Genomic DNA, 20,303 nt, shown 5'->3' on the forward strand with positions numbered 1-20,303 from the left:
TCTCGCATCGTGTGCCCCGCGTGCGCGGGGCACACGAGAACCAGGGGCGACTATGAAAATCTGTCGGTCGGTCAGCGCGTCGCGGTGATGGACTTCGGACCGCGGCCCACCGCCACCACACCGGACTGCACGATCTCGCGGATGCCGTACGGCTCCAGCATGCGCAGCAGCGCGTCGAGCTTGGACCGGGTCCCGGTGGCCTCGACGGTGAGCGCGTCCGGCGAGACGTCGATGACCTTCGCGCGGAACAGGTTGACCGCCTCGATCACCTGGGTCCGCACGCTGGCGTCGGCGCGGACCTTCACCAGGATCAGCTCGCGGGCCACCGAGGCGTCGGCGTCCTGTTCGACGATCTTGATGACGTTCACCAGCTTGTTCAGCTGCTTGGTGACCTGCTCGAGCGGCAGGTCCTCCACGGTGACCACGATGGTCATCCGGGAGATGTCCTTGACCTCGGTGCCGCCGACCGCGAGCGATTCGATATTGAATCCGCGGCGGGAGAACAGGCTGGCGACGCGCGCGAGCACGCCTGGCTTGTCCTCGACCAGGACGCTGAGGGTGTGGGTGCTGCTCATTCTGCTTCGGTCCCCTCGGTCTTGCCGTGCGTCATCGCCTCGTGGATGACGGCGGGCTCGGCGGCCTGCTCGTCCTCGTCGAACAGCGGGCGGATGCCGCGCGCGGCCATGATCTCGTCGTTGCTGGTGCCCGCGGCGACCATCGGCCACACCTGGGCGTCCTTGCCGACGATGAAATCGATCACCACCGGGCGGTCGTTGATCGACTGCGCCTCGCGGATGGCGGCCTCGACCTCCTCCTCCTTCTCCACGCGGATGCCGTGGCAGCCCAGCGCCTCGGCCAGCTTGACGAAGTCGGGGATGCGCAGCGTGTGCGTGCCCAGGTCGGTGTTGGAGTAGCGCTCCTCGTAGAACAGGGTCTGCCACTGGCGGACCATGCCGAGGTTGCCGTTATTGATCAGCGCGACCTTGATCGGCACGCCCTCGACGGCGCAGGTGGCCAGCTCCTGGTTGGTCATCTGGAAGCAGCCGTCACCGTCGACCGCCCACACTTCCTTGTCGGGCGCGCCCATCTTGGCGCCCATGGCGGCCGGGACGGCGTAGCCCATGGTGCCGAGACCGCCGGAGTTCAGCCAGGTGCGCGGCTTCTCGTACTTGATGAACTGGGCGGCCCACATCTGGTGCTGGCCCACGCCCGCGCAGTAGATGGCGTCGGGACCGGCCAGGCGGCCCAGCGCGTCGATGACGTACTCGGGCGAGAGCGACCCGTCCGACGGCGCGGTCCAGCCCAGCGGGTACTGGTCGCGCACACCGGACAGGTAGGTCCACCACTCGGTGAGGTTCAGCAGCGGCCCGTCGCCCACCGCGGGGTCGGACTTCAGCGTCTCGATGAGTTCGGCGATGACCTCGCGGCAGTCGCCGACGATCGGCACGTCGGCGTGGCGGTTCTTGCCGATCTCGGCCGGGTCGATATCGGCGTGGATCACCAAGGCGTCGGGCGCGAACGAGTCCAGCTGGCCGGTGACGCGGTCGTCGAAGCGCGCGCCGAGGGTGATCAGCAGGTCGGAGCGCTGCAACGCGGCCACCGCGCCGACCGTGCCGTGCATGCCGGGCATGCCCATGTTCAGGGTGTGGCTGTCGGGGAACGCGCCGCGCGCCATCAGGGTGGTGACCACCGGGATGCCGGTCAGCTCGGCCAGTTCCAGCAGCTCGGCCGACGCCTCGGCCTTGATCACGCCACCGCCGACATAGAGCACGGGGGCCTTGGACTCCAGGATCATCCTGGCGGCCTCGCGCACCTGCTTGCCGTGCGGCTTGGTGACCGGGCGATAGCCGGGCAGGCGCATCTCCGGCGGCCAGGAGAACGTGGTCTGCGCTTGCAGCACGTCCTTGGGGATGTCGACGAGCACCGCGCCGGGGCGGCCGGAGGCGGCCAGGTAGAACGCCTCGGCGAGGATGCGCGGGATGTCGTGACCGTCGGTGATCAGGAAGTTGTGCTTGGTGATCGGCATGGTGATGCCGGAGATGTCGGCTTCCTGGAACGCGTCGGTGCCGATCAGGCCGCGACCGACCTGGCCGGTGATGGCGACGATCGGAACCGAGTCCATCTGCGCGTCGGCGATCGGGGTCACCAGGTTGGTCGCGCCGGGGCCGGAGGTGGCCATACACACACCGACCTTGCCGGTGGCCTGCGCGTATCCGGTGGCCGCGTGACCCGCGCCCTGCTCGTGACGCACCAGCACGTGGCGCACCTTGGTGGAGTCGAAGAGCGGGTCGTAGACCGGGAGGATCGCGCCGCCCGGAATGCCGAACACGGTGTCGACGCCGAGCTCCTCGAGCGACCGCACGACGGACTGCGCGCCGGTGACCCGCTCGGGCGGGACCTGGCGGCGGTTCGCCGTGGTCGTCGGGGCAGCAGGCGTCGCCTGCTGGTTCGCCGAAGGCGCTGACCTGCGGGCCGAGGGCCCGGGCCGTGCGGTTGGTGCGCTCACCGTCTTCGTTCCTTACTTTTGTCGTTCTCGACTCCGGACAACACTGCTGTGCCTGACACGACCGGTCGGGCGACCCGCCGCGCCGGGCACTGCCCGAACACAAAAAAGCCCTCGATCAGCACAAGGCTGTTCGAGGGTGGCGCGTCGCAACGCGAGCTGACGTATTCGACTCAGGTAGTCAGGCTCAACGCTGGACGCGCCGGCCGATTACGAGCAACTCGTTTCGATTCACGCGCACGACGTTAAGCGGGCGTGAACCGAAGAGTCAAACAGTTGACCCGGTATGTCCCATTATGTGGGACGCCAGTGGTTGCTTGTGTCCGATTACCAGGATGCGAGGATGGTGGTGTGTCATCACCGCATCAGTCCGTGCCACCTACTGAATCGTCCCACACCGCCGCGGCGGGATCGGATACGGGTCGCGGCGACGTGAAGGTCATCCGAGTCACCCGGCTCAACTACCTGGGCGTGGTCGTGCTCGCCCTCGGCGTGTTCATCTTCATCGTCGGCTGGCCCGCCCTGCTCGGCTGGACGGCGATCCTGCCGCTGTTCGCGATCTACTGGATCGAGCGCACCCGCACCGTCGTGTCCGACCGGGGGCTGGATCTGCGCACGGTGACGAGCTCGCGGCACCTGGACTGGGACCGGATCCGCGGCGTGAGCATCCCGCCGCGCGGCTGGGTGCGCGCGCACCTCACCGACGACACCGAGGTGAAGCTGCCCGCGGTCAGCTACGACCAGCTGCGCAAGTTCATCGAGGCGTCGAAGGGACGCATCCCGGACCTGTTCGCGGCGGCCGCCGAGGCCGCGCGCGCCGAACGCGAGGCGCAGAAGCGGGCCGAGTCGGCGGGCGGGTCCGCGGACAGCGATTCGTCGGACAACAGCGGCGCGACCGGTGGCGGCTCGGGCGACAGCGGCTCCGCGAGCGGCGGCTCGGACTAGACACTCGGCGACGACCTTCCGCGGGCACCACGAACGGATCACACCTTCGGTGTTCACGGAATAATCTCCCGACCAAGCGGGTTGCGCCCAGGTACGCGCGGCTGACCTGCCACCAAGTGGGTTCGCCGGCAACCAGCGCAAGGCCAACCCCCAACCAACCGGGTAGCCCAACACGCAACAAGCTCCCCAGCCAAGCGGGACACCCACAGTTCGCGAAGCGGGACCCGGAGCGAACGCGGAAGGACCGCCGATGCGCAGCCCGGAGCGAATGCGGAGGGACCACTCCTCGGCGACATCTCCGGCTACGCGTACTCGATAGCCCGCACGGGCGCTCCGGACGCGCCGAGTCGGGGAGTAACGTAGACAGGCCGCCGAAATCGTTCGGCGCCGTCGCACCACAGCCCCCGCGACCACCCGAGGACCCCCCAAATGCCACCCCTTCGCTCACGCACCACCACCGCCGGACGCAATGCCGCAGGCGCTCGCGCGCTGTGGCGCGCCACCGGCCTCACCGATTCCGATTTCGGCAAGCCGATCGTCGCGATCGCGAACTCCTACACCCAGTTCGTGCCCGGCCACGTGCACCTGAAGGACGTCGGCGAGATCGTGGCCGAAGCGGTCCGGGCCGCGGGCGGCGTGCCCCGCGAGTTCCACACCATCGCCGTGGACGACGGCATCGCCATGGGTCACGGCGGCATGCTCTACTCGCTGCCCTCGCGCGAGATCATCGCCGACTCCGTCGAGTACATGGCCAACGCGCACACCGCCGACGCGCTGGTGTGCATCTCCAACTGCGACAAGATCACCCCCGGCATGCTGAACGCCGCCATGCGGCTCAACATCCCGGCCGTGTTCGTCTCCGGCGGCCCCATGGAAGCGGGCAAGGCGGTGGTGGTCGGCGGTGTCGCGCAGGCGCCCACCGACCTGATCACCGCGATCTCGGCCAGCGCCAATAACGCGGTGTCCGAGGAGGGCCTGAGCGAGGTCGAGCGCAGCGCCTGCCCCACCTGCGGTTCCTGTTCGGGCATGTTCACCGCGAACTCGATGAACTGCCTCACCGAGGCGCTGGGTCTGGCGCTGCCGGGTAACGGCTCCACGCTGGCCACGCACGCCGCGCGCCGTGCCCTGTTCGAGCGGGCGGGCCGGGTGATCGTCGACATCGCCAACCGCTGGTACCGCGACGACGACGCCTCGGTGCTGCCGCGAAACGTGGCCAACGCCAAGGCCTTCCGCAACGCGATGGCCCTGGACGTGGCGATGGGCGGTTCCACCAACACGGTGCTGCACACCCTGGCCGCCGCGCAGGAGGGTGAGATCGACTTCGATCTGCAGACCATCGACGAGATCAGCCGCCGGGTGCCGTGCCTGTCGAAGGTGTCGCCGAACTCGGACTACCACATGGAGGACGTGCACCGCGCCGGCGGCATCCCCGCCATCCTGGGCGAGCTGCGCCGCGCCGGACTGCTCGACCCCGACGTGACCACCGTGCACACCGCGAGCTTCGACGAATGGCTCGACACCTGGGACATCCGATCCGGCAAGGCGTCCGACGAGGCGATCGAGCTGTTCCACGCCGCGCCGGGCGGCGTGCGCACCACGCAGCCGTTCTCCACCGAGAACCGCTGGTCCTCGCTGGACACCGACGCGGCGGGCGGCTGCATCCGCGACAAGGAGCACGCCTACACCGTCGAGGGCGGACTGGTGGTGCTGCGCGGCAATATCGCGCCCGACGGCGCGATCCTGAAGACCGCGGGCATCGACGAGGATCTGTTCTCGTTCCAGGGCCCGGCGGTGGTCGTGGAGTCGCAGGAGGAGGCCGTGTCGGTCATCCTCGGCAAAAAGATCAAGCCCGGCGACGTGGTCGTCGTGCGCTACGAGGGTCCCTCCGGCGGGCCGGGTATGCAGGAGATGTTGCACCCCACCGCGTTCCTGAAGGGCGCGGGCCTGGGCAAGCAGTGCGCGCTCATCACCGACGGCCGCTTCTCCGGCGGCACGTCGGGCCTGTCCATCGGCCACATCTCCCCCGAGGCCGCCAGCGGCGGTGTGATCGGCCTGGTCGAGAACGGTGATCAGATCCGCATCGACGTCGCCACCCGCACGCTCGAGGTGCTGGTCGACGACGCCACGCTGGCCGAGCGCCGCGCCAAGATGGAGGCCCGCGAACGGCCCTGGCAGCCGCTGCACCGCGACCGCCCGGTCACCACGGCCCTGCGCGCCTACGCGGCGCTGGCCACTTCGGCCGACAAGGGCGCTGTCCGCCGCGTCCCCTGATCCGCGAAAACCGAACGGCCCCCGATGTTTCGGGGGCCGTTCGGCATTCTCGGGACGTATCTGCCGTGCGAGCGAGGATCGCCGCTCACATCGCGCCAGTACTGCGGCCCCACGTCGTCAGCGGGGATACGCCCCGGCACAACCCGAGACCGTCTCGCGACGGCTGCCTCGCGCGGTTGTGCCGGGCGCGCTGGTCAGTCGAAGGGCCCGATCCCCGTCAAGGGGTTGCCGCCGTGCAGGTACCAGTAGGTGAGCGCGGCGGCGGCGATCGCCAGCAGCAGGACGGCGAACGACCCCCAGGCGGGGCGGGTGGCCCAGCCGCGGTTGCGGTCCAGGGAGAGCCGGCCGGGGCCGGTGAGGATGAGGACGGCGGCCGCGCCGGCCAGGATGCTGTCGAGTTCCACGCCGGTCGGGGTGCCGCTGTTGTACTGGAAGCCGGGGATCATGCCCTGCTTCCAGGCCCACGCGTTCAGGATCACCGCGAGCACCGAGCCCGCGGCGAGCGGGGTGGCCAGGCCGAGGATCAGCAGGATGCCGCCGCCCACCTCGCCGACGGTGACCAGCACGGTGGACACCGTCGGGTGGTCCCAGCCGCCTTCGGCCATCATGTCGCGGGTGCCGTCCAGGCCGGGGCCGTGGAACCAGCCGGTCAGCTTCTGCAAACCGTGGTAGAGGAAGGTCGCGCCGACCACCACCCGCAGCAGGAGCAGGCCCAGATCCAGTGTGCCGCGCCGGTTCTCGGCCTCGCGCCGCCGCGCCGCCTTGCTCGGCTCGCCCGGCGCGTTGGCGGCGGGCGGGATGCTGGCGTAGGAGTAGGTCGGCGAATCGTCGGCGGGGAAGTCGGCGGCCCCCGGATTCTTGCCCGTGCCCGGCACGTCGGGGTCCAGGCCGAGTTCGTCGTCGGTGCGCGGTAGTTCGCCCGGCGCCGGTTTGGTCAGGTCCGGTTGCGGGAACTGTTCGGTCGGCGAATCGAACGGGCTGGTGACGCCGCGGCCGGTGGTGGTCGCCGAGGGCTGCTCACCCGTCGCGGTGTCGTTCGGCTTGTCGGTCACAGGCGCGCCTCACTGGTTTCCGGCTCCCCCGCGCCGATGGATCGCTCACGCTCGGTCATGGGTGTACACCCTATGTCGCGGCGGGCGTGCGCGGGAGTCCGGCGGTGACGGCGTGTCAACACGCACCCGGGAGCGGCGCGCCTGCGGGTATTTCCGTAACGTCAGGGGCATGAGATTGGTTGTCGTGGGACGTCTCGTCATGAGCGTGGCACTCGGGGTCGCCGCGCTGTCCGGGTGCGCCCGGTTCGATGACTCCGCGTCGAGCCCGTTCACGCCCGAGCCCACGTTCAACCCGGCCAACCCGAGGCCGCCGGAGGACAGCGGACCGTCCACCACCCGCCCCAGCGGTCCGTGCATCGATCAGGACCCGGCCGTGGTCGCCACCTGCCTCGACACCACCGGCGGCCTGGTCGGCATCGGGGAGGGCGCGCTGGTCGCCGAGCGGCGCACCGGGCGCATCCTGAAGGTCGTCGACCCCGACACCCCGCCGGTCGAGGTGGCGCGGGTCGAGGTGGACGGCTCCGGCGACGGCGGCCTCACCGATATCGCGCTCTCACCGAGCTACCGCGAGGACGGCCTGCTCTTCGCCTACATCACCACCGCCTCGGACAACCGGGTGGTGCGCATCGCGGAGGAGGGCGAGCCGAAGCCCATCCTGACGGGAATCCCGAAGGGCGCCACCGGCAATCGTGGCGCGATCGAATGGGCCAACCCCGGCCAGCTGCTGGTGCTCACCGGTGACGCGGGCAATCCCGGCCTGGCCACCTCGCCGTCGTCGCTGGCGGGCAAGGTGCTGCGGCTGAACTCCCCCGCGCCCGGTTCGGCATCGCCGGAGATCGCGGTGTCGGGCATCGGCGTGGCGGGCGATCTGTGCCGCGACGGCGACAGCGGCGTGTGGATCACCGACCGCACCCCGGCCGTCGACCGGTTGCAGCGCCTCGGCAACGACGGCACGGTGATCACCGGGTGGACCTGGCCCGACCGCCCCGGCGTCGCGGGCTGCGCGGCGGGTGGCGACACCGTCGCGGTCGCGCTGACCTTCGCCAACGCGCTCGCCATCGCGACCGCCGACCCCGGCACCCGCACCATCACCACCGCCCCGAGCATGCTCGCCCAGGACCGCTACGGCCGCCTCAGCGGCGCCACCATCGGCCCCGACGGCAACGTGTGGGTCGGCACCGTCAACAAGTCCGACGGACAGCCCGGCCCCAACGACGACCGCGTCGTCCGCATCCCGCCGGATTCCGCGGGCGGCACCGGACCGGACTAGAAGAAGCTCGCCCGCGACCGGATTCGGTCGCGGGCGGTTCCGATGCTCAGGAGCAGGCGGCCAGCACGAGTTCACGGACGCGGGCGGCGTCGGCCTGGCCCTTGGTGGCCTTCATGACGTCGCCCACGATCTTGCCCGCGGCCTGCACCTTGCCGGAGCGGATCTTGTCGGCGATATCGGGGTTGGCGGCCAGCGCCTTCTCCACCTCGGCCTGCAACGCGCTGTCGTCGCTGACCATGCCCAGGCCCTTGGCCTCCACGATGGCGGCGGGCTCACCTTCGCCGGCGAGCACGAAATCGACGACCTGCTTGGCGACCTTGCTGTTCACCGCCTTGGCCTCGACCAGCGCCGCCACCTCGGCGACCTGGGCGGGCGTGATCGGCAGGTCCTCGAGGGCGACCTCGCGCTCCTTCGCCTTCTCGGTGAGGTAGTTGACCCACCAGGAGCGCGCCTCGTTGGCGGGGGCGCCGGCTTCGACGGTGGCGATGATGGCGTCCAGCGCGCCCGCGTTCACCACGTCGCGCATGACCTCGTCGGACCAGCCCCAGTCGGCCTGGATGCGGGCGCGGCGCAGCCACGGGTACTCGGGGATGGTGGCGCGCAGCTCCTCGACCCACGCCGCGTCGGGCGCGACCGGCTCGAGATCGGGCTCGGGGAAGTAGCGGTAGTCCTCGGCGGTCTCCTTGCGACGCCCGGGCGAGGTGGAGCCGTCGGCCTCGTGGAAGTGCCTGGTCTCCTGCACGACGGTGCCGCCGCCGGTGAGCACCGCGGCCTGGCGGCGCATCTCGTAGCGCACGGCGGTCTCGACGCTGCGCAGCGAGTTGACGTTCTTGGTCTCGGTGCGGGTGCCGAACTCGCTCGCGCCGACCGGCATCAGCGAGACGTTCGCGTCGCAGCGCAGCGAGCCCTGCTCCATGCGCACATCGGACACCTCGAGCGCCTTGAGCAGATCGCGCAGCGCGGTGACGTAAGCGCGGGCCACCTCGGGGGCGCGCTCGCCCGCGCCGGTGATGGGCTTGGTGACGATCTCGATGAGCGGCACACCCGCGCGGTTGTAGTCCAGCAGCGAGTGGCTGGCGCCGTGGATGCGGCCCGTCGCGCCGCCGACGTGCACCGACTTGCCGGTGTCCTCCTCCATGTGGGCGCGTTCGATGTCCACGCGGAAGGTGCTGCCGTCGTCGAGCACCACGTCGAGGTAGCCGTCGGTGGCGATCGGCTCGTCGTACTGGCTGATCTGGTAGTTCTTCGGCTGGTCCGGGTAGAAGTAGTTCTTGCGCGCGAACCGGCCCCACGGCGTGATCGAACAGTTCAGCGCCAGGCCGATGCGGATGGCCGAGGCCACCGCCTGCTGGTTCACCACCGGCAGCGAGCCGGGCAGTCCGAGGCACACCGGGCACACCTGCGTGTTGGGCTCCGCGCCGAATTCGGTGGGGCAGCCGCAGAACATCTTGGTCGCGGTGGACAGCTCGACGTGGACCTCCATGCCGAGCACCGGCTCGTAGCGGGCGACGACATCGGCATAGTCCATCAGCTCGACCGTGGGTGCACTCATGGCGACAAGTGTATGTACTTCGCCCTCGGCTTCCGCGCCCGGATCTGGTGCGCGGGAACCAGACCTGGCGGGGGATCACCGGCTTCGGGGCCCGCGATCCCCTCGGCCGCGCCCCTCGGCCGCGATGACTCGTCGGCCGACCCGTCGCCGCAGGAACACCTCGGACCCGCAGTCGCCGTCACGCACCAGCGCTACGGTCGAGGCGTGGGGAAGGCCGCACGACGCGACCACCACGCGCGAAGCCCCGGACGGCAGCCGAGGTCGGGCTTGATCGCCCATTCGCTCTACCCGCAATCGCGGATCCCGTTCGGCGATGCGGCACACGCTCAGCAGGCACCGTATGGCGGACGGATCGGGCAGCTCGGACGATGCCCCGAACGCCCGACGGTGACCACCGACGTGCGACGGGGCGGGCGGACCGGCCGTACTCGGATACGGCCGGTCCGCGTCCACTACGAGATGGGGACGTGCTGGGTGAGCCAGTCGGTGATGAACGTGAGCACCTGCGGGTCGATGGTGGTCTCGATCGTGGGGTACTCGCTCGGCGCGCCGGTCTCGGCGGGCTGCATGAGGTGATTCAGGCCGCCGAAGACGTGCACGGTGGCGTCCGGGTTCTGCGCGAGCGCCGCGCGCGCCGGGCCTTCGTTCTGGGACGACAGCACTTGCAGGTCCCGGTCACCGTAGAAGGCGAGCACCGGAATGCGCAGCGCCGACAGCGCCGGGGCCGGGTCGTAGTTGATCAGCGCGGCGAAGTACGGGGTGATCTGAGCACTCGCGTCGTCTTCCGGCAGGCGCAGTTCCTCGGGCAGCGCGGCGTTGCTGCGCTCGACCGCTCGCTTGGCGCCCTCGATATCGCCCGCCCGGATCAGCGCCACCATCTCGGTGGTGTCGGCGATCTGCCGGTCGATCACCTCGGGGGGTGCGCCCTCGGTCCGCATGATCACCCCGGACTGTTCGATGAGCACGTCACCACCGGACACCGCGGGCCCGGCCATGAGGACGACGAACGCGACCCCGCTGTCGGGCCGCGCGGCAACCATCGGTGCGAGGTAGCCGCCCTCGCTGTGGCCGAACAGTCCGATCCGGGTGGGGTCGATCTCGGAGCGAGCGCGCAGGAAGTCGATCCCCGCGGTGACGTCGTTCGCCAAATCGTCGTAGGTCGCCTGGTTCAGATCGCCGCCGGTGTCGCCGACGCCGCGGTCGTCGGTGCGCAGCACGGCGTACCCCGCGCGGGTGAGCGTGTCGGCGACGAGCAGGAAAGGCTTGTGCGCGTACAGCGTTTCGTTGCGATCCTGCGGTCCGCTGCCCGTGATCAGCACGACGGCCGGGAACGGGCCGTCGCCTTCCGGTGTGGTGAGGGTGCCGCCGACGGTGATGTCACCGCTGGTGAACGTCACGTCCTCGGACTCGTACGGGAACGGCGGCTTCGGCTCCTGCGGGCGGGCCGGCGGTGCCAGCGCGCCGCGCTCGAGCGTCAGCGGGAACGACTGGCCCGACTGGGTGAAATCGCCGGTGATCTTGCCGGTTTCGGAGTCGTACCTGCCCTTGAAGACCGGATCGCCCGGGATGTCGGGAATGGCGAATTCGACCGCCTCGCGATCGGAGCGCACATCCTTCAGGGGCAGATCCTCGGCGCCCTGGTCGGGGATGTCGATGGTCGCGGTGCCGTCGTCGCCGAAGGTGACGCCGACGTTCACCGCCTGGCCGGGGATCTCGATCGCGCCGTGCCAGTCGCCCTTGGTGGGGTCGGGCGGGTCCGCGTCGGATCCACACCCTGCCACCATCGCGGTGACGACGAACAGGGCCAACGCAATCAACCGACCTTTTCGCATGGCACGAACCTACTCAAACACACCTGGTTCGGCGTCCACCGAGAGGCTACGGCCCATACCTCTGGCGGATGATCTTCACCTGAGCTGTCCCGGTGATCCCGTCGATGACGACGCGGACTCGCCGGCCTCCGCGTTCGGCGTCGAGCAGTGGTCAGGCTCCGCGCGCGTAGGCGATGGCCGCAGCCACCTCCGACAGGTCGGCGTCCTCCCCCATCACCTCGCGGAACTCCTCCAGCGAGTCCGCCACGGTGGCCCGGCGGGCCGAGCCGATCAGTTCCTTGCGCGCGAACTCGCCCAGCGGCAGGCCCGCCGCGCGCGCCCGCGCGCCGAACACCGCCAGCGCGTCGGACGGCAGGTCGTAGAGGGTGACCAGCGCCGACGCGTCGGCGTCGATCTCCGGGTTGAGGTCACGCCCCGCCGACCGCAGGAAGTCCACGATCGTGTCCTCCGGCGTGCGCCCCGACGCCCGCGCGACCAGTTCGGCGCGCACGTACGCGGTGATCGGCAGCCCGGCGGCCCGCGCGCGGCGGCGCAGCACGGTGGCGGTGGCGGCGGGCAGATCCTCGATGGCAAGACCCATGGCGGCCAGCGTAGTTCGCCGGCCGCGCCCCGGCCACCGCGTCAGCCGAAGAACGCCTCGGCCTCGCGGTAGCGCTCCGGCGGCACCCGCTTGAGCTGCTTGGTGGCCTCCGACAGCGGCACCAGGCCGATCTGGGTGCCGTGCAGCGCCACCATCTGGCCGAAGTGCCCGGCGTGCACGGCCTCGGCGGCGTGCAGGCCGAAGCGGGTGGCCAGCACCCGGTCGTACGGGGTGGGGCTGCCGCCGCGCTGCACGTGGCCGAGCACGGTGGTGCGCACTTCCTTGCCGATGCGGCGTTCGATCTCCGCGCCCAGCTGCTGGGCGACGCCGGTGAACCGCTCGTGCCCGAACTCGTCGATCCCGCCCTCGCGCAGCGCGAACCCGGAGTCCGGCGCGGGGTGCGAACCCTCGGCCACCACGCAGATGAAGTGCTTGTCGCCGCGCTGGAATCGCTTCTTGATCATCGAGCACACCTCGGCCACGTCGAACGGGACCTCCGGCACCAGCGTGAGGTGCGCGCCCGCGGCCATGCCCGAGTTGATCGCGATCCAGCCCGCGTGCCTGCCCATCACCTCCACCAGCATCACGCGCTGGTGCGATTCGGCGGTGGTGTGCAGGCGGTCGATGGCCTCGGTCGCGATGGAGAGCGCGGTGTCGTGGCCGAAAGTGACGTCCGTGCAGTCGATGTCGTTGTCGATGGTCTTGGGCACGCCGACCACGGGCACGCCCTCGTCGGACAGCCAGCTGGCGGCGGTGAGGGTGCCCTCGCCGCCGATCGGGATGAGCGCTTCGATGCCGTTGTCGTCCAGGGTCTGTTTGATCTTGCCGAGGCCGTCGCGTAGCACGTCGGGGTTGGTGCGGGCGGTGCCCAGCATGGTGCCGCCCTTGGTGAGCAGCCGGTCGGTGCGGTCGTCGTTGTGGATGTGGATCTTGCGGTCCTCCAAGAGGCCGCGCCACCCGTCCTGGAAACCGACGATCGCGTCGCCGTAGCGTCCGTTCGCGGTGCGAACGACGGCACGGATGACCGCGTTCAGCCCTGGACAGTCCCCGCCTCCGGTCAAGACTCCGATGCGCATGGCCGCTATCTTGCCCCTCCCCGGCGCGCGCGGCATCCCCGCCCCCGTGAACCCTGGGTAACGGCGGGACTCAGGGCGGGCAGGAGCCTCCGGTGAGCTCGCCGAGGTGCTGGGACAGCAGCGTCGCCATCCGGTTGAGCGCGTTCATCCCGTCGGCGAACGCGCCCGAATCGGGTTGCGCGGCAAAGGCCACCGCGAGGCGGCCGGTGGGGATGTCGATCACGCCGAACTGGCGCACCAGGTACGCGCCCGAGGCGTCGGGCCCCCAACCGCCCTTGAACTCCGCGGCGCTGAGCTGGCCGAGGCCCCACCGGTGGTTGGGGATGATCTGGCCCATGAGGTTCAGCGCGGTGTCCGACTGCGGCAGGCAGGGCAACCGCGAGGCGAACCGGACCTGTTCGGACAGCGACCATTCCGCCTGCCCGAACGCCGAATGCTCGGCGCGGCTGCGGGTCGCGGGCACCACGGTGGTTTGATCGCCGCCCTCGCGCAGCACGGCCTCGACCGCCTGCGCGGCCTGCTGCCCGGTGCCGAGGCCCTGCCACAGCGCATCGGCGGCGGCGTTGTCGGACGACGTGATCGCCGCCGACATCGACCAGGTGGACGCGCCCGCGTTATCGCGCTGGGCGGCGATCACCAGCGGCACCTTCATGGTCGACCAGGCGGGGCCGGTGGTCCAGTCGCCGAAGGTGACCATGCGCTCGCCGCCGACCGGCATCACGGCCATCCCGAAGGTGCCGCTCAATTGCGCGGTCAATTCCTGGAATCCGTGGGCCAGCGTGCCGGGAACCGTGATCTGGAGGCGTTGCTGCCCCGTGTCCGACGCGGCGCGGGTGGTGGTGGTCGTCTCCTGTGCCGCCGCCCCCTCGGACTCCGTGCCACAGGATGTCAGCAACAGCACGGCGAGCGCACTCGCCCCCAGCGCCTTCGCCAGACGCCCCGGTTCATCACTAGCCATATCGCGAATCAGAATCCCTGCGTACTCACCGGACTACAAGTCAGCACGCCCCCCAAGAGTCCGCGCGCATCCATGCAGGCATAGTAGCGGCCGCCGCCGATCACGGCCGCCCGCAGACCTACACCACCGTAACTTCGCAGCTCCCGGCCTATTTCGCGCCGGCAGCGCGGTCGCGGCCTAGCTCGGCGAGGCCTTGCCGAAGCGCCAGTAGCCGGTGAAAGTGATGTCCGCCTTGGGGACGCCGCGGTCGTTGGCGAGGAAGCGGCGCACGCCGGAAGCGAGCTTCTGTTCCCCGGCGACGAAGGCGTAGACGCCGGAGGACGGCACCTCGGCGGCGCGCACGGTGTCCAGCGCCAGCTTGCCGACCTCGTCGTGCGGGTCCGCGCGCGGCAGCCAGTGCACCCGCACGCCCTCGGGCGCCTCCAGCTCCTGGACGTCGTCGGGATGCGGGATCTCGATATAGGCGGCGCCGCGCAGGTCGCGGGGCGCGTCGCGCAGGATGCCCGCGACGGCGGGCAACGCGCTCTCGTCGCCGACGATCAGCGACCAGGTCGCGTGCTCGGGCAGTTGGTACATCAGGCCCTCGTCGAACAGGCCGATCGGCGTGCCGGGCTGTACGTTGTTCGCCCAGCGCGAGGCGGGGCTGTCGTCGCCGTGCGCGACGAAATCGATGTCGATCTCGGGGTGCTCGCCGTATTGCCCTTCGCCGGCCGGACGATACGCGCGCACGGTGTAGTTGCGCACCAGCGGGCGCGAATCCTTGCTCATCAGCAGGTACTGGGCGTACCAGAGGTCATTGGCGACGGTGGGCAGGCGCAGGTCGGTCTGACCGTCGCGGCGCAGGAACAGCCGGAACCACTGGTCGAACCCCATGGCGTCGAAATCGTGCAGGTCCGGGCCGCCCACGGTGACCCGGACGAAGTTGGGACTGATCCGCTTGTTCGCCAGGGTCTGCGCGGAACGGATCCGCCGCTCCGCGGGCTTGACGTACTTCACGCGCTTGGCCATGTCGTTAGGTTAGCAAAACCTAACGTGACCGGGTGATCGTCGTCAGTACACGTACACCAGGGCGTTCTCACCGCCCGAGCAGGCCACCAGCTGGCCCTGCGGCGTGCACGTCATGGTGTAGGTGCGGCCGGTGACCGGGCTGGTCGCCACCACCGTGGCGGACTCGGACGCGGCGTACGCGCGGCGGACCTCCTCGGCGAACGGGCAGCTCGTCACCGAGTTGCCGATGGCCGCCCGCGAGAACTGGCCGGCGGGTGCCGAATCCGCGCCGCAGGCCGTCGCGCCCGCCGGGAGCCGGACCGGGGTGGCCGAGGTCGTGGTGGGTGCGGTGGTGGGCGCGTCCGAGGTCGCGGGACCGGCCGCGGGGGGCGTCGTGCGGGGTGCGGCGGTGGTGCCCGCCGCGGCGGGTTCGTCGCCGCCGCCGCGCAGCACCTGCCAGCCGACCACGCCGACCACCGCGATGGCGACGATCGCGAGCAGCGAGACCAGGACAGGCATCACGACCGAGCGGCGCTCGTCGGACCGGTCGTGGTCGTAGCCGCGCCGGTTCGGGTCGGGCGCGCCGTAGCCGGATTGCGGGTCGTAGCCGCTCTGTTGGTCGTAGCCGTGCTGGTCATAACCGCTCTGCTGGTCGTAACCGCCCTGAGCGCCGTACCCACCCGCGGCGCCGTAACCGCCCTGCGCGTCGCCACCGCCCGGCCCGTCGTAACCGCCCGGAGCTCCATACCCGCGTGGCGAGTCGTAACCACCCTGCGGGCTGTCGTCGTAGTTCACGGCGCTGTACGCCTGCGCGGGAGCGCCGTAATCGGGATACGTGGGCCGGGGCGCGGGTTCGGCCGTGTGCCTCGGCTGAGCCGGCGGCGGGAACGGCGGTTCGGGATAACGCCTGGTCTCCGGAGCGAGTTGCCCGTCCGGATCCACACCGGGGCCGCCGTATCCGCTGTCGGGAGCTCCGAACGCGCCCTGGTTTCCGGAGGCGCCCTCGGAACTCCCGTACGCCGCATCGGGATTCGCATAGGTACCCTGCGCAGCTCCGTAAGCGCCTTCGGGACTTCCGTATCCGCTGTCCGGAGCGCCGTACCCGGCGTCCGGATTCCCATAACCTTCCGCCGCGCCGTACGCCCGGGTCTCCGGAGCAGGTTGCGCCACCGACGGATACACGCGGGTCTCGGGAGCTTCGTAGGGCTCGGCGGGATCCGCGTACCGCTGTTCCTCCGGGTACAGGTGGGCGTCGGGGAACGGACGCACCTGCGGGATCGGCCCGGTCGCCGAGGGCGGCGGCGGGGTCACCGCGGGCTGTTCCTGCGTGGGCAGCGGGGTGAACTCGATCTCGGTGGGGTGCACGGCGGTGGGGTCCGACGGGCGGATGACGGCCGGGATGGACATCTCCCCCGTCGACTCCGGCGGCACCACGGGATTCGCCCCGGTCCCGTCGGGATCGGCGAAACGCGCGGGCACGCGCACCACGAACGTCGGCGCGGACACGGCCGGATCCGGCTGCGCGCCGGTGGTCTGGCCCGGGACCACGGGTGGTCGCACCGCGGCACCGGGCGCGAGCGGCTGCGCACCCGTCGTGTGTCCGGTCGGACGCGAACCAGCACTCGGCGGGACCGCTCGCGCAGCAGTCGCGTGCCCACCCGAACGCGCGGCGGCGCCCGGCGGGATCGGATGCGCGCCCGTCGCGTGCCCACCCGAACGCGACGCGGTGCCAGGTGGGACCGCTTGCGCGCCCGTCGTGTGTCCACCCCGACCCGCGGCGGCGCCCGGTGGGACCGGATGCGCACCGCGCGCATATCCGCCCGCGCCCGGATTCGGCCGCACCGCACCCGACAACGCCGCCCGCGCCGCGCGCACGAGTTCCATCGCCGTGGCGAACCGCTCGCCCGGATCCTTCGCCATGCCGCGCGCGATCACGTCGTCCAGCGCGGGCGGGATGCCGGGCACCTGCTCGCTCGCACGCGGCGGCGGCTCCGCCAGATGCGATTTGATCAGCACGCTCATGCTGGCCGCCGGGAACGGCGAAGCCCCCGTGAGGCATTCGTGCAGCACGCAGGCCAGCGAGTAGATATCGGCGCGACCCGTCACCGGCCCCACGTCGAACCGCTCCGGCGCCATATAGATGTAGGAACCGACCGCCATCCCGACCTGGGTGACGGCCGAATCGCCCTCGGTGTGCGCGATGCCGAAGTCCACCAGGTAGGCGAAGTCGGCGTCGGTGACGAGGATGTTGGCGGGCTTGACGTCGCGGTGCACCAACCCGCCCGCGTGCGCGGCGTCCAGGGCCGCGGCGATCTGCTCGACGAGGCCGACAGCGCGTTCCGGGTCCAGCGGACCGGTGGCGCGCAACAGGGTGCGCAGGTCCAGACCGCGCACCAGGCGCATGTCGATGAACAGCACGCCGTCGATGACGCCCCAGTCGTGGATCGGGATGACGTGCGGTTCGGCGAGCCGGGCCGCGGCCTGCGATTCCCGCCGGAACCGCACCTGATACACCGGGTCCTTCGCGAGTTCCTCGGAGAGGAGTTTGACCGCCACCACGCGGTCCTTCACGGTGTCGTAGGCCTCGTAGACCTCGCCCATGCCGCCTTTGCCCAGCAGCGCGCGCAGCTCGTACGGCCCGAACCGACTACCGACCCGCCATCCAGGTCCGTCCACCCCGTGCAACCTCCACATCCGGTGGTGACCCGGATCGCCGGGCTACCGTCAAGGAGTGGATTCTCCGGGGGAGACCACTCCGTGGTCAAACGCAAAGACGATCGCCGCCGAGCGATCCCTCAGATCCAGTTTGCCGAAAATGTGGCCGACGTGACTTTTCACGGTGACCTCGGAGATGCCCAGTTCCCTGGCGATTTCCGCGTTGACGCGGCCGCGGCCGATGAGTTCGAGCACCTCGTACTCGCGGGCGGTGAGCTCGGCCAGCCTGCTGTCGGCGCGTGTGGACACCGGCCGCACGCTGCGGTAGGTGGACAGCACCCGGTCGGTGACCGAGGGGTCCAGCCACGCGCCGCCCGAGGCGACGGTGCGCACGGCGCGGATCAGGTCCTCGGCGGGCGAGTCCTTGAGGATGAAGCCCGCCGCGCCCGCGCGCAGCGCTCCGGACAGCAGCTGGTCATCGTCGAACGTGGTGAGCACCAGCACGGGGGGCGCGCCGTCGAGGCCGCGCAGCATGCGGGTGGCGTCGATGCCACCGACGCGCTTCATGCGCAGGTCCATCAGCACGACGTCGGGACGGTCGGCGCGCACGGCGGCCACCACCTCGTCACCGTCGGAGCACTCCGACACCACGAAGCCGTCCCGCCTGCGCAGAATGCGCCGCACTCCCCCGCGCACCAGTTCCTGATCGTCGACGACGAGAACGTGGACCAGCGCCTCGCCGCCGTTCGGCGCTATCGCTGTCACGCACTCTCCAATCCGGGCATCGCGTTGCGTGGCCGAAGAAGGGCGCTCTCGGTGATCGGGCACGCCGGCCACGACTTGGCCGCGTACAGCGGGAACTCGGCGCGCACCTGCCACCCGTCGTCGTGCGGCCCCGCGCTGAACCGCCCGCCCAGCAGCTCGACGCGCTGGCGCATACCGGTCAATCCCATGCCGTGGCCCGGGTGCGCGGGTGGCCCCTCGGGCAGCGTGTTGCCCACGGTGAGGGCCGCCGAGGTCGTGCCGACCGAGAGCCGCACGGTGGCCGAGGCGCCCGGCGCGTGCTTCACGACGTTGGCCAGCGATTCCTGCCCGATGCGGTAGAGCGCGAGACCGACCGCCGCCGACACCGGGCTCACATCCGGGTCGGGCCGGTAGCGCACGTCGAGTCCGGCGCGCACGAAATCGCCGACCAGGTCCTCGATATCGCCGATGCCGGGTTCGGGCGCCGTGGTGGCGGGCCGCTGATCCAGCAGCCCGACGGTGCGGCGGATATCGGCCATGGCCTGGCGGCCGAGCCGTTCGGCGTCGACCAGCGCGTCGACGGCCTCGTCCACATCGCGGTCGGTCTGCAGTGCACGCCGGGCCGCGGTGAGGTGCAGCAGGGTGACGCTGAGCGAATGCGCTATCACGTCGTGCACCTCGCGCGCGATGCGCCTGCGCTCCTCCTCGGCGGCGCGGGCCGCGCGGATCTCCTGGTAGTCGCGCTCCTGGTAGAGGAAACGTCGCTGGTATTGCAGCATCAGCCCGCACATGAGGCCCAGCAGGACGCCGATCGCGTACATGGACACGGCGTCGAGTTGCCCGGCGGGGGCGCCGATCGAGGGCGCGAACACGTCGAACAGCACCAGCTGGCCGATCGCTCCGGCCGCGATGGCGACGCCGACCCGCGCCGAAGCGATGGCCGACACCTCGCCCACCACCAGGACCAGCACGAACGGCGCGATGTCGTTGTCCACCGGTTGCACCAGGAACAACGCGGTCGCCACCATGCCGCACAAACCCAGCGTCGCCGGGTTCGGCACTACGCCGACCAGGCAGAACAGCGGAATCGAGACCAGCAGCAGCATGATCGCCAGGAACGGCAGCGCGGTGGGGAAATACTCGTGGCGCTGGGCGGTGGCCGCGAGGGCGATCGCGAAGATCGCGACGTCGGCGAACAGGATCACCCGCGGCGGATAGTCGAACGGCAACTCCGCGATATTGCGGAGGAAGACGCCGAGCGGGTCGCGGGCGAACTCGCGCAGCCGGTAGCCGACGGTGCCCCGTTCGCGGAAGGGCACCGGCCGCGCACCCGCCTCGGAAGGGATGGCCTGCATCACACCCATTGTGTCAGGCTAGCCCCGTCACGCCGGTGGCCGCATCGTCCCGGAAACGGTCCGGCTCTCCTACCCCGGTAGGAGAAGGATTCGCTGCCGCGGCACGAGGACAGGGTGCGCGGCGCTCCGTAGCGTGGACCGCACCCTCGCCGGACCGCCCGATCGGCAGCCGGCGGACACATCACGAAAGGCCGATGTCATGTCCTGGGACGACGTACACGCTAGGACCGCGATCGTGCACACCGTGCTGGACCGGGCGGCGGTCGACCCGGACCGTCCCGATCTGTTCGACGACCTGCCCGGACTCGAGCGCCTGTTCGGCGGACCCGAGGGGCTGCTGCTCGCGCTGGAGTACCGGTGGCACAACCACCTCGCCGCGCGCTCGGAACTCGGCCTCCTGCTCGGCATGTCCGAGGTCGAGGTCTACCTGCAACTCACGGCGGAACAACCCGCCCTGCGCGCCGTGCTCGATCGGTGGGGCGTGCGCAGCGCCACGCCCGCGCTGGCGCGCTGAAAAGACGAA

The 20,303-nt window shown here is 70.8% G+C and carries 16 protein-coding genes; 4 read left to right on the top strand and 12 right to left on the bottom strand.

What is annotated here, in order from left to right; all coding sequences use genetic code 11:
• Positions 1-71: 71 nt before the first annotated feature.
• Positions 72-575, bottom strand: coding sequence for an acetolactate synthase small subunit (gene ilvN / locus OHB21_RS36110; RefSeq protein ID WP_067508841.1), 504 nt, complete (start codon positions 573-575; stop codon positions 72-74).
• On the bottom strand, positions 572-2,506 hold the full coding sequence (locus tag OHB21_RS36115; RefSeq protein WP_067508839.1) for an acetolactate synthase large subunit: 1,935 nt from the start codon (positions 2,504-2,506) through the stop codon (positions 572-574). Before OHB21_RS36115 ends, ilvN begins: the two co-directional genes overlap by 4 nt.
• 348 nt (positions 2,507-2,854) lie before the next feature.
• Between OHB21_RS36115 and OHB21_RS36120 the strand changes: the two genes are divergently transcribed.
• Positions 2,855-3,448, top strand: coding sequence for a PH domain-containing protein (locus OHB21_RS36120; RefSeq protein WP_084537569.1), 594 nt, complete (start codon positions 2,855-2,857; stop codon positions 3,446-3,448).
• Between the two features lie 429 nt (positions 3,449-3,877).
• The gene (gene ilvD, locus OHB21_RS36125) at positions 3,878-5,719 is read left to right on the top strand and encodes a dihydroxy-acid dehydratase (RefSeq protein WP_067508835.1); all 1,842 of its coding nucleotides are present in this window, start codon (positions 3,878-3,880) and stop codon (positions 5,717-5,719) included.
• A gap of 194 nt (positions 5,720-5,913) precedes the next feature.
• On the opposite strand, the gene OHB21_RS36130 is transcribed toward ilvD, so the two are convergent.
• A complete protein-coding gene (locus OHB21_RS36130; RefSeq protein WP_067508833.1) occupies positions 5,914-6,771 on the bottom strand; it encodes a DoxX family protein in 858 nt (285 codons plus the stop codon).
• Positions 6,772-6,940: 169 nt separating this feature from the next.
• Here OHB21_RS36130 and OHB21_RS36135 point away from each other — a divergent pair, with 169 nt between their 5' ends.
• Positions 6,941-8,041 (top strand): PQQ-dependent sugar dehydrogenase, encoded by a 1,101-nt coding sequence (locus OHB21_RS36135; RefSeq protein ID WP_067508831.1) that lies wholly within the window; start codon positions 6,941-6,943, stop codon positions 8,039-8,041.
• A gap of 46 nt (positions 8,042-8,087) precedes the next feature.
• On the opposite strand, the gene gatB is transcribed toward OHB21_RS36135, so the two are convergent.
• From gatB to OHB21_RS36180, 9 genes are all read right to left on the bottom strand, one after another.
• Positions 8,088-9,593, bottom strand: coding sequence for an Asp-tRNA(Asn)/Glu-tRNA(Gln) amidotransferase subunit GatB (gatB, locus tag OHB21_RS36140; protein ID WP_067508828.1), 1,506 nt, complete (start codon positions 9,591-9,593; stop codon positions 8,088-8,090).
• A 452-nt stretch (positions 9,594-10,045) separates the two neighbouring features.
• Positions 10,046-11,425 (bottom strand): alpha/beta hydrolase family protein, encoded by a 1,380-nt coding sequence (locus OHB21_RS36145; RefSeq protein WP_195126326.1) that lies wholly within the window; start codon positions 11,423-11,425, stop codon positions 10,046-10,048.
• Positions 11,426-11,576: 151 nt separating this feature from the next.
• The gene (locus tag OHB21_RS36150) at positions 11,577-12,005 is read right to left on the bottom strand and encodes a hypothetical protein (protein ID WP_195126327.1); all 429 of its coding nucleotides are present in this window, start codon (positions 12,003-12,005) and stop codon (positions 11,577-11,579) included.
• 41 nt (positions 12,006-12,046) lie between these two features.
• Positions 12,047-13,081: an ATP-dependent 6-phosphofructokinase gene (locus OHB21_RS36155; RefSeq protein ID WP_195126328.1), complete on the bottom strand. Its 1,035-nt coding sequence runs from the start codon at positions 13,079-13,081 to the stop codon at positions 12,047-12,049.
• A gap of 70 nt (positions 13,082-13,151) precedes the next feature.
• On the bottom strand, positions 13,152-14,039 hold the full coding sequence (locus tag OHB21_RS36160) for a serine hydrolase family protein (RefSeq protein WP_067508819.1): 888 nt from the start codon (positions 14,037-14,039) through the stop codon (positions 13,152-13,154).
• Between the two features lie 177 nt (positions 14,040-14,216).
• On the bottom strand, positions 14,217-15,047 hold the full coding sequence (locus OHB21_RS36165) for a siderophore-interacting protein (RefSeq protein ID WP_195126329.1): 831 nt from the start codon (positions 15,045-15,047) through the stop codon (positions 14,217-14,219).
• A 42-nt stretch (positions 15,048-15,089) separates the two neighbouring features.
• A complete protein-coding gene (locus OHB21_RS37700) occupies positions 15,090-17,702 on the bottom strand; it encodes a serine/threonine-protein kinase (RefSeq protein WP_407675093.1) in 2,613 nt (870 codons plus the stop codon).
• A gap of 48 nt (positions 17,703-17,750) precedes the next feature.
• Positions 17,751-18,446 carry a response regulator transcription factor gene (locus OHB21_RS36175; RefSeq protein ID WP_067508815.1) on the bottom strand — a complete coding sequence of 232 codons (696 nt, stop codon included), beginning with the start codon at positions 18,444-18,446 and terminating at the stop codon, positions 17,751-17,753.
• Positions 18,443-19,789 (bottom strand): sensor histidine kinase, encoded by a 1,347-nt coding sequence (locus tag OHB21_RS36180; protein WP_195126330.1) that lies wholly within the window; start codon positions 19,787-19,789, stop codon positions 18,443-18,445. Before OHB21_RS36180 ends, OHB21_RS36175 begins: the two co-directional genes overlap by 4 nt.
• Before the next feature lie 190 nt (positions 19,790-19,979).
• Between OHB21_RS36180 and OHB21_RS36185 the strand changes: the two genes are divergently transcribed.
• On the top strand, positions 19,980-20,294 hold the full coding sequence (locus OHB21_RS36185; RefSeq protein WP_067508810.1) for a hypothetical protein: 315 nt from the start codon (positions 19,980-19,982) through the stop codon (positions 20,292-20,294).
• Positions 20,295-20,303 lie beyond the last annotated feature (9 nt).

The sequence above is a fragment of the Nocardia puris genome (assembly GCF_036051655.1).
GTDB lineage: Bacteria > Actinomycetota > Actinomycetes > Mycobacteriales > Mycobacteriaceae > Nocardia > Nocardia puris.

Coding starts and splice junctions, on each gene's coding strand:
- ilvN (WP_067508841.1), bottom strand. CDS start 575: ATGAGCAGCACCCACACCCTCAGCGTCCTGGTCGAGGACAAGCCAGGC.
- ilvD (WP_067508835.1), top strand. CDS start 3,878: ATGCCACCCCTTCGCTCACGCACCACCACCGCCGGACGCAATGCCGCA.
- OHB21_RS36135 (WP_067508831.1), top strand. CDS start 6,941: ATGAGATTGGTTGTCGTGGGACGTCTCGTCATGAGCGTGGCACTCGGG.
- gatB (WP_067508828.1), bottom strand. CDS start 9,593: ATGAGTGCACCCACGGTCGAGCTGATGGACTATGCCGATGTCGTCGCC.
- OHB21_RS36145 (WP_195126326.1), bottom strand. CDS start 11,425: ATGCGAAAAGGTCGGTTGATTGCGTTGGCCCTGTTCGTCGTCACCGCG.
- OHB21_RS36150 (WP_195126327.1), bottom strand. CDS start 12,005: ATGGGTCTTGCCATCGAGGATCTGCCCGCCGCCACCGCCACCGTGCTG.
- OHB21_RS36155 (WP_195126328.1), bottom strand. CDS start 13,081: ATGCGCATCGGAGTCTTGACCGGAGGCGGGGACTGTCCAGGGCTGAAC.
- OHB21_RS36160 (WP_067508819.1), bottom strand. CDS start 14,039: ATGGCTAGTGATGAACCGGGGCGTCTGGCGAAGGCGCTGGGGGCGAGT.
- OHB21_RS36165 (WP_195126329.1), bottom strand. CDS start 15,047: ATGGCCAAGCGCGTGAAGTACGTCAAGCCCGCGGAGCGGCGGATCCGT.
- OHB21_RS36180 (WP_195126330.1), bottom strand. CDS start 19,789: ATGGGTGTGATGCAGGCCATCCCTTCCGAGGCGGGTGCGCGGCCGGTG.
- OHB21_RS36185 (WP_067508810.1), top strand. CDS start 19,980: ATGTCCTGGGACGACGTACACGCTAGGACCGCGATCGTGCACACCGTG.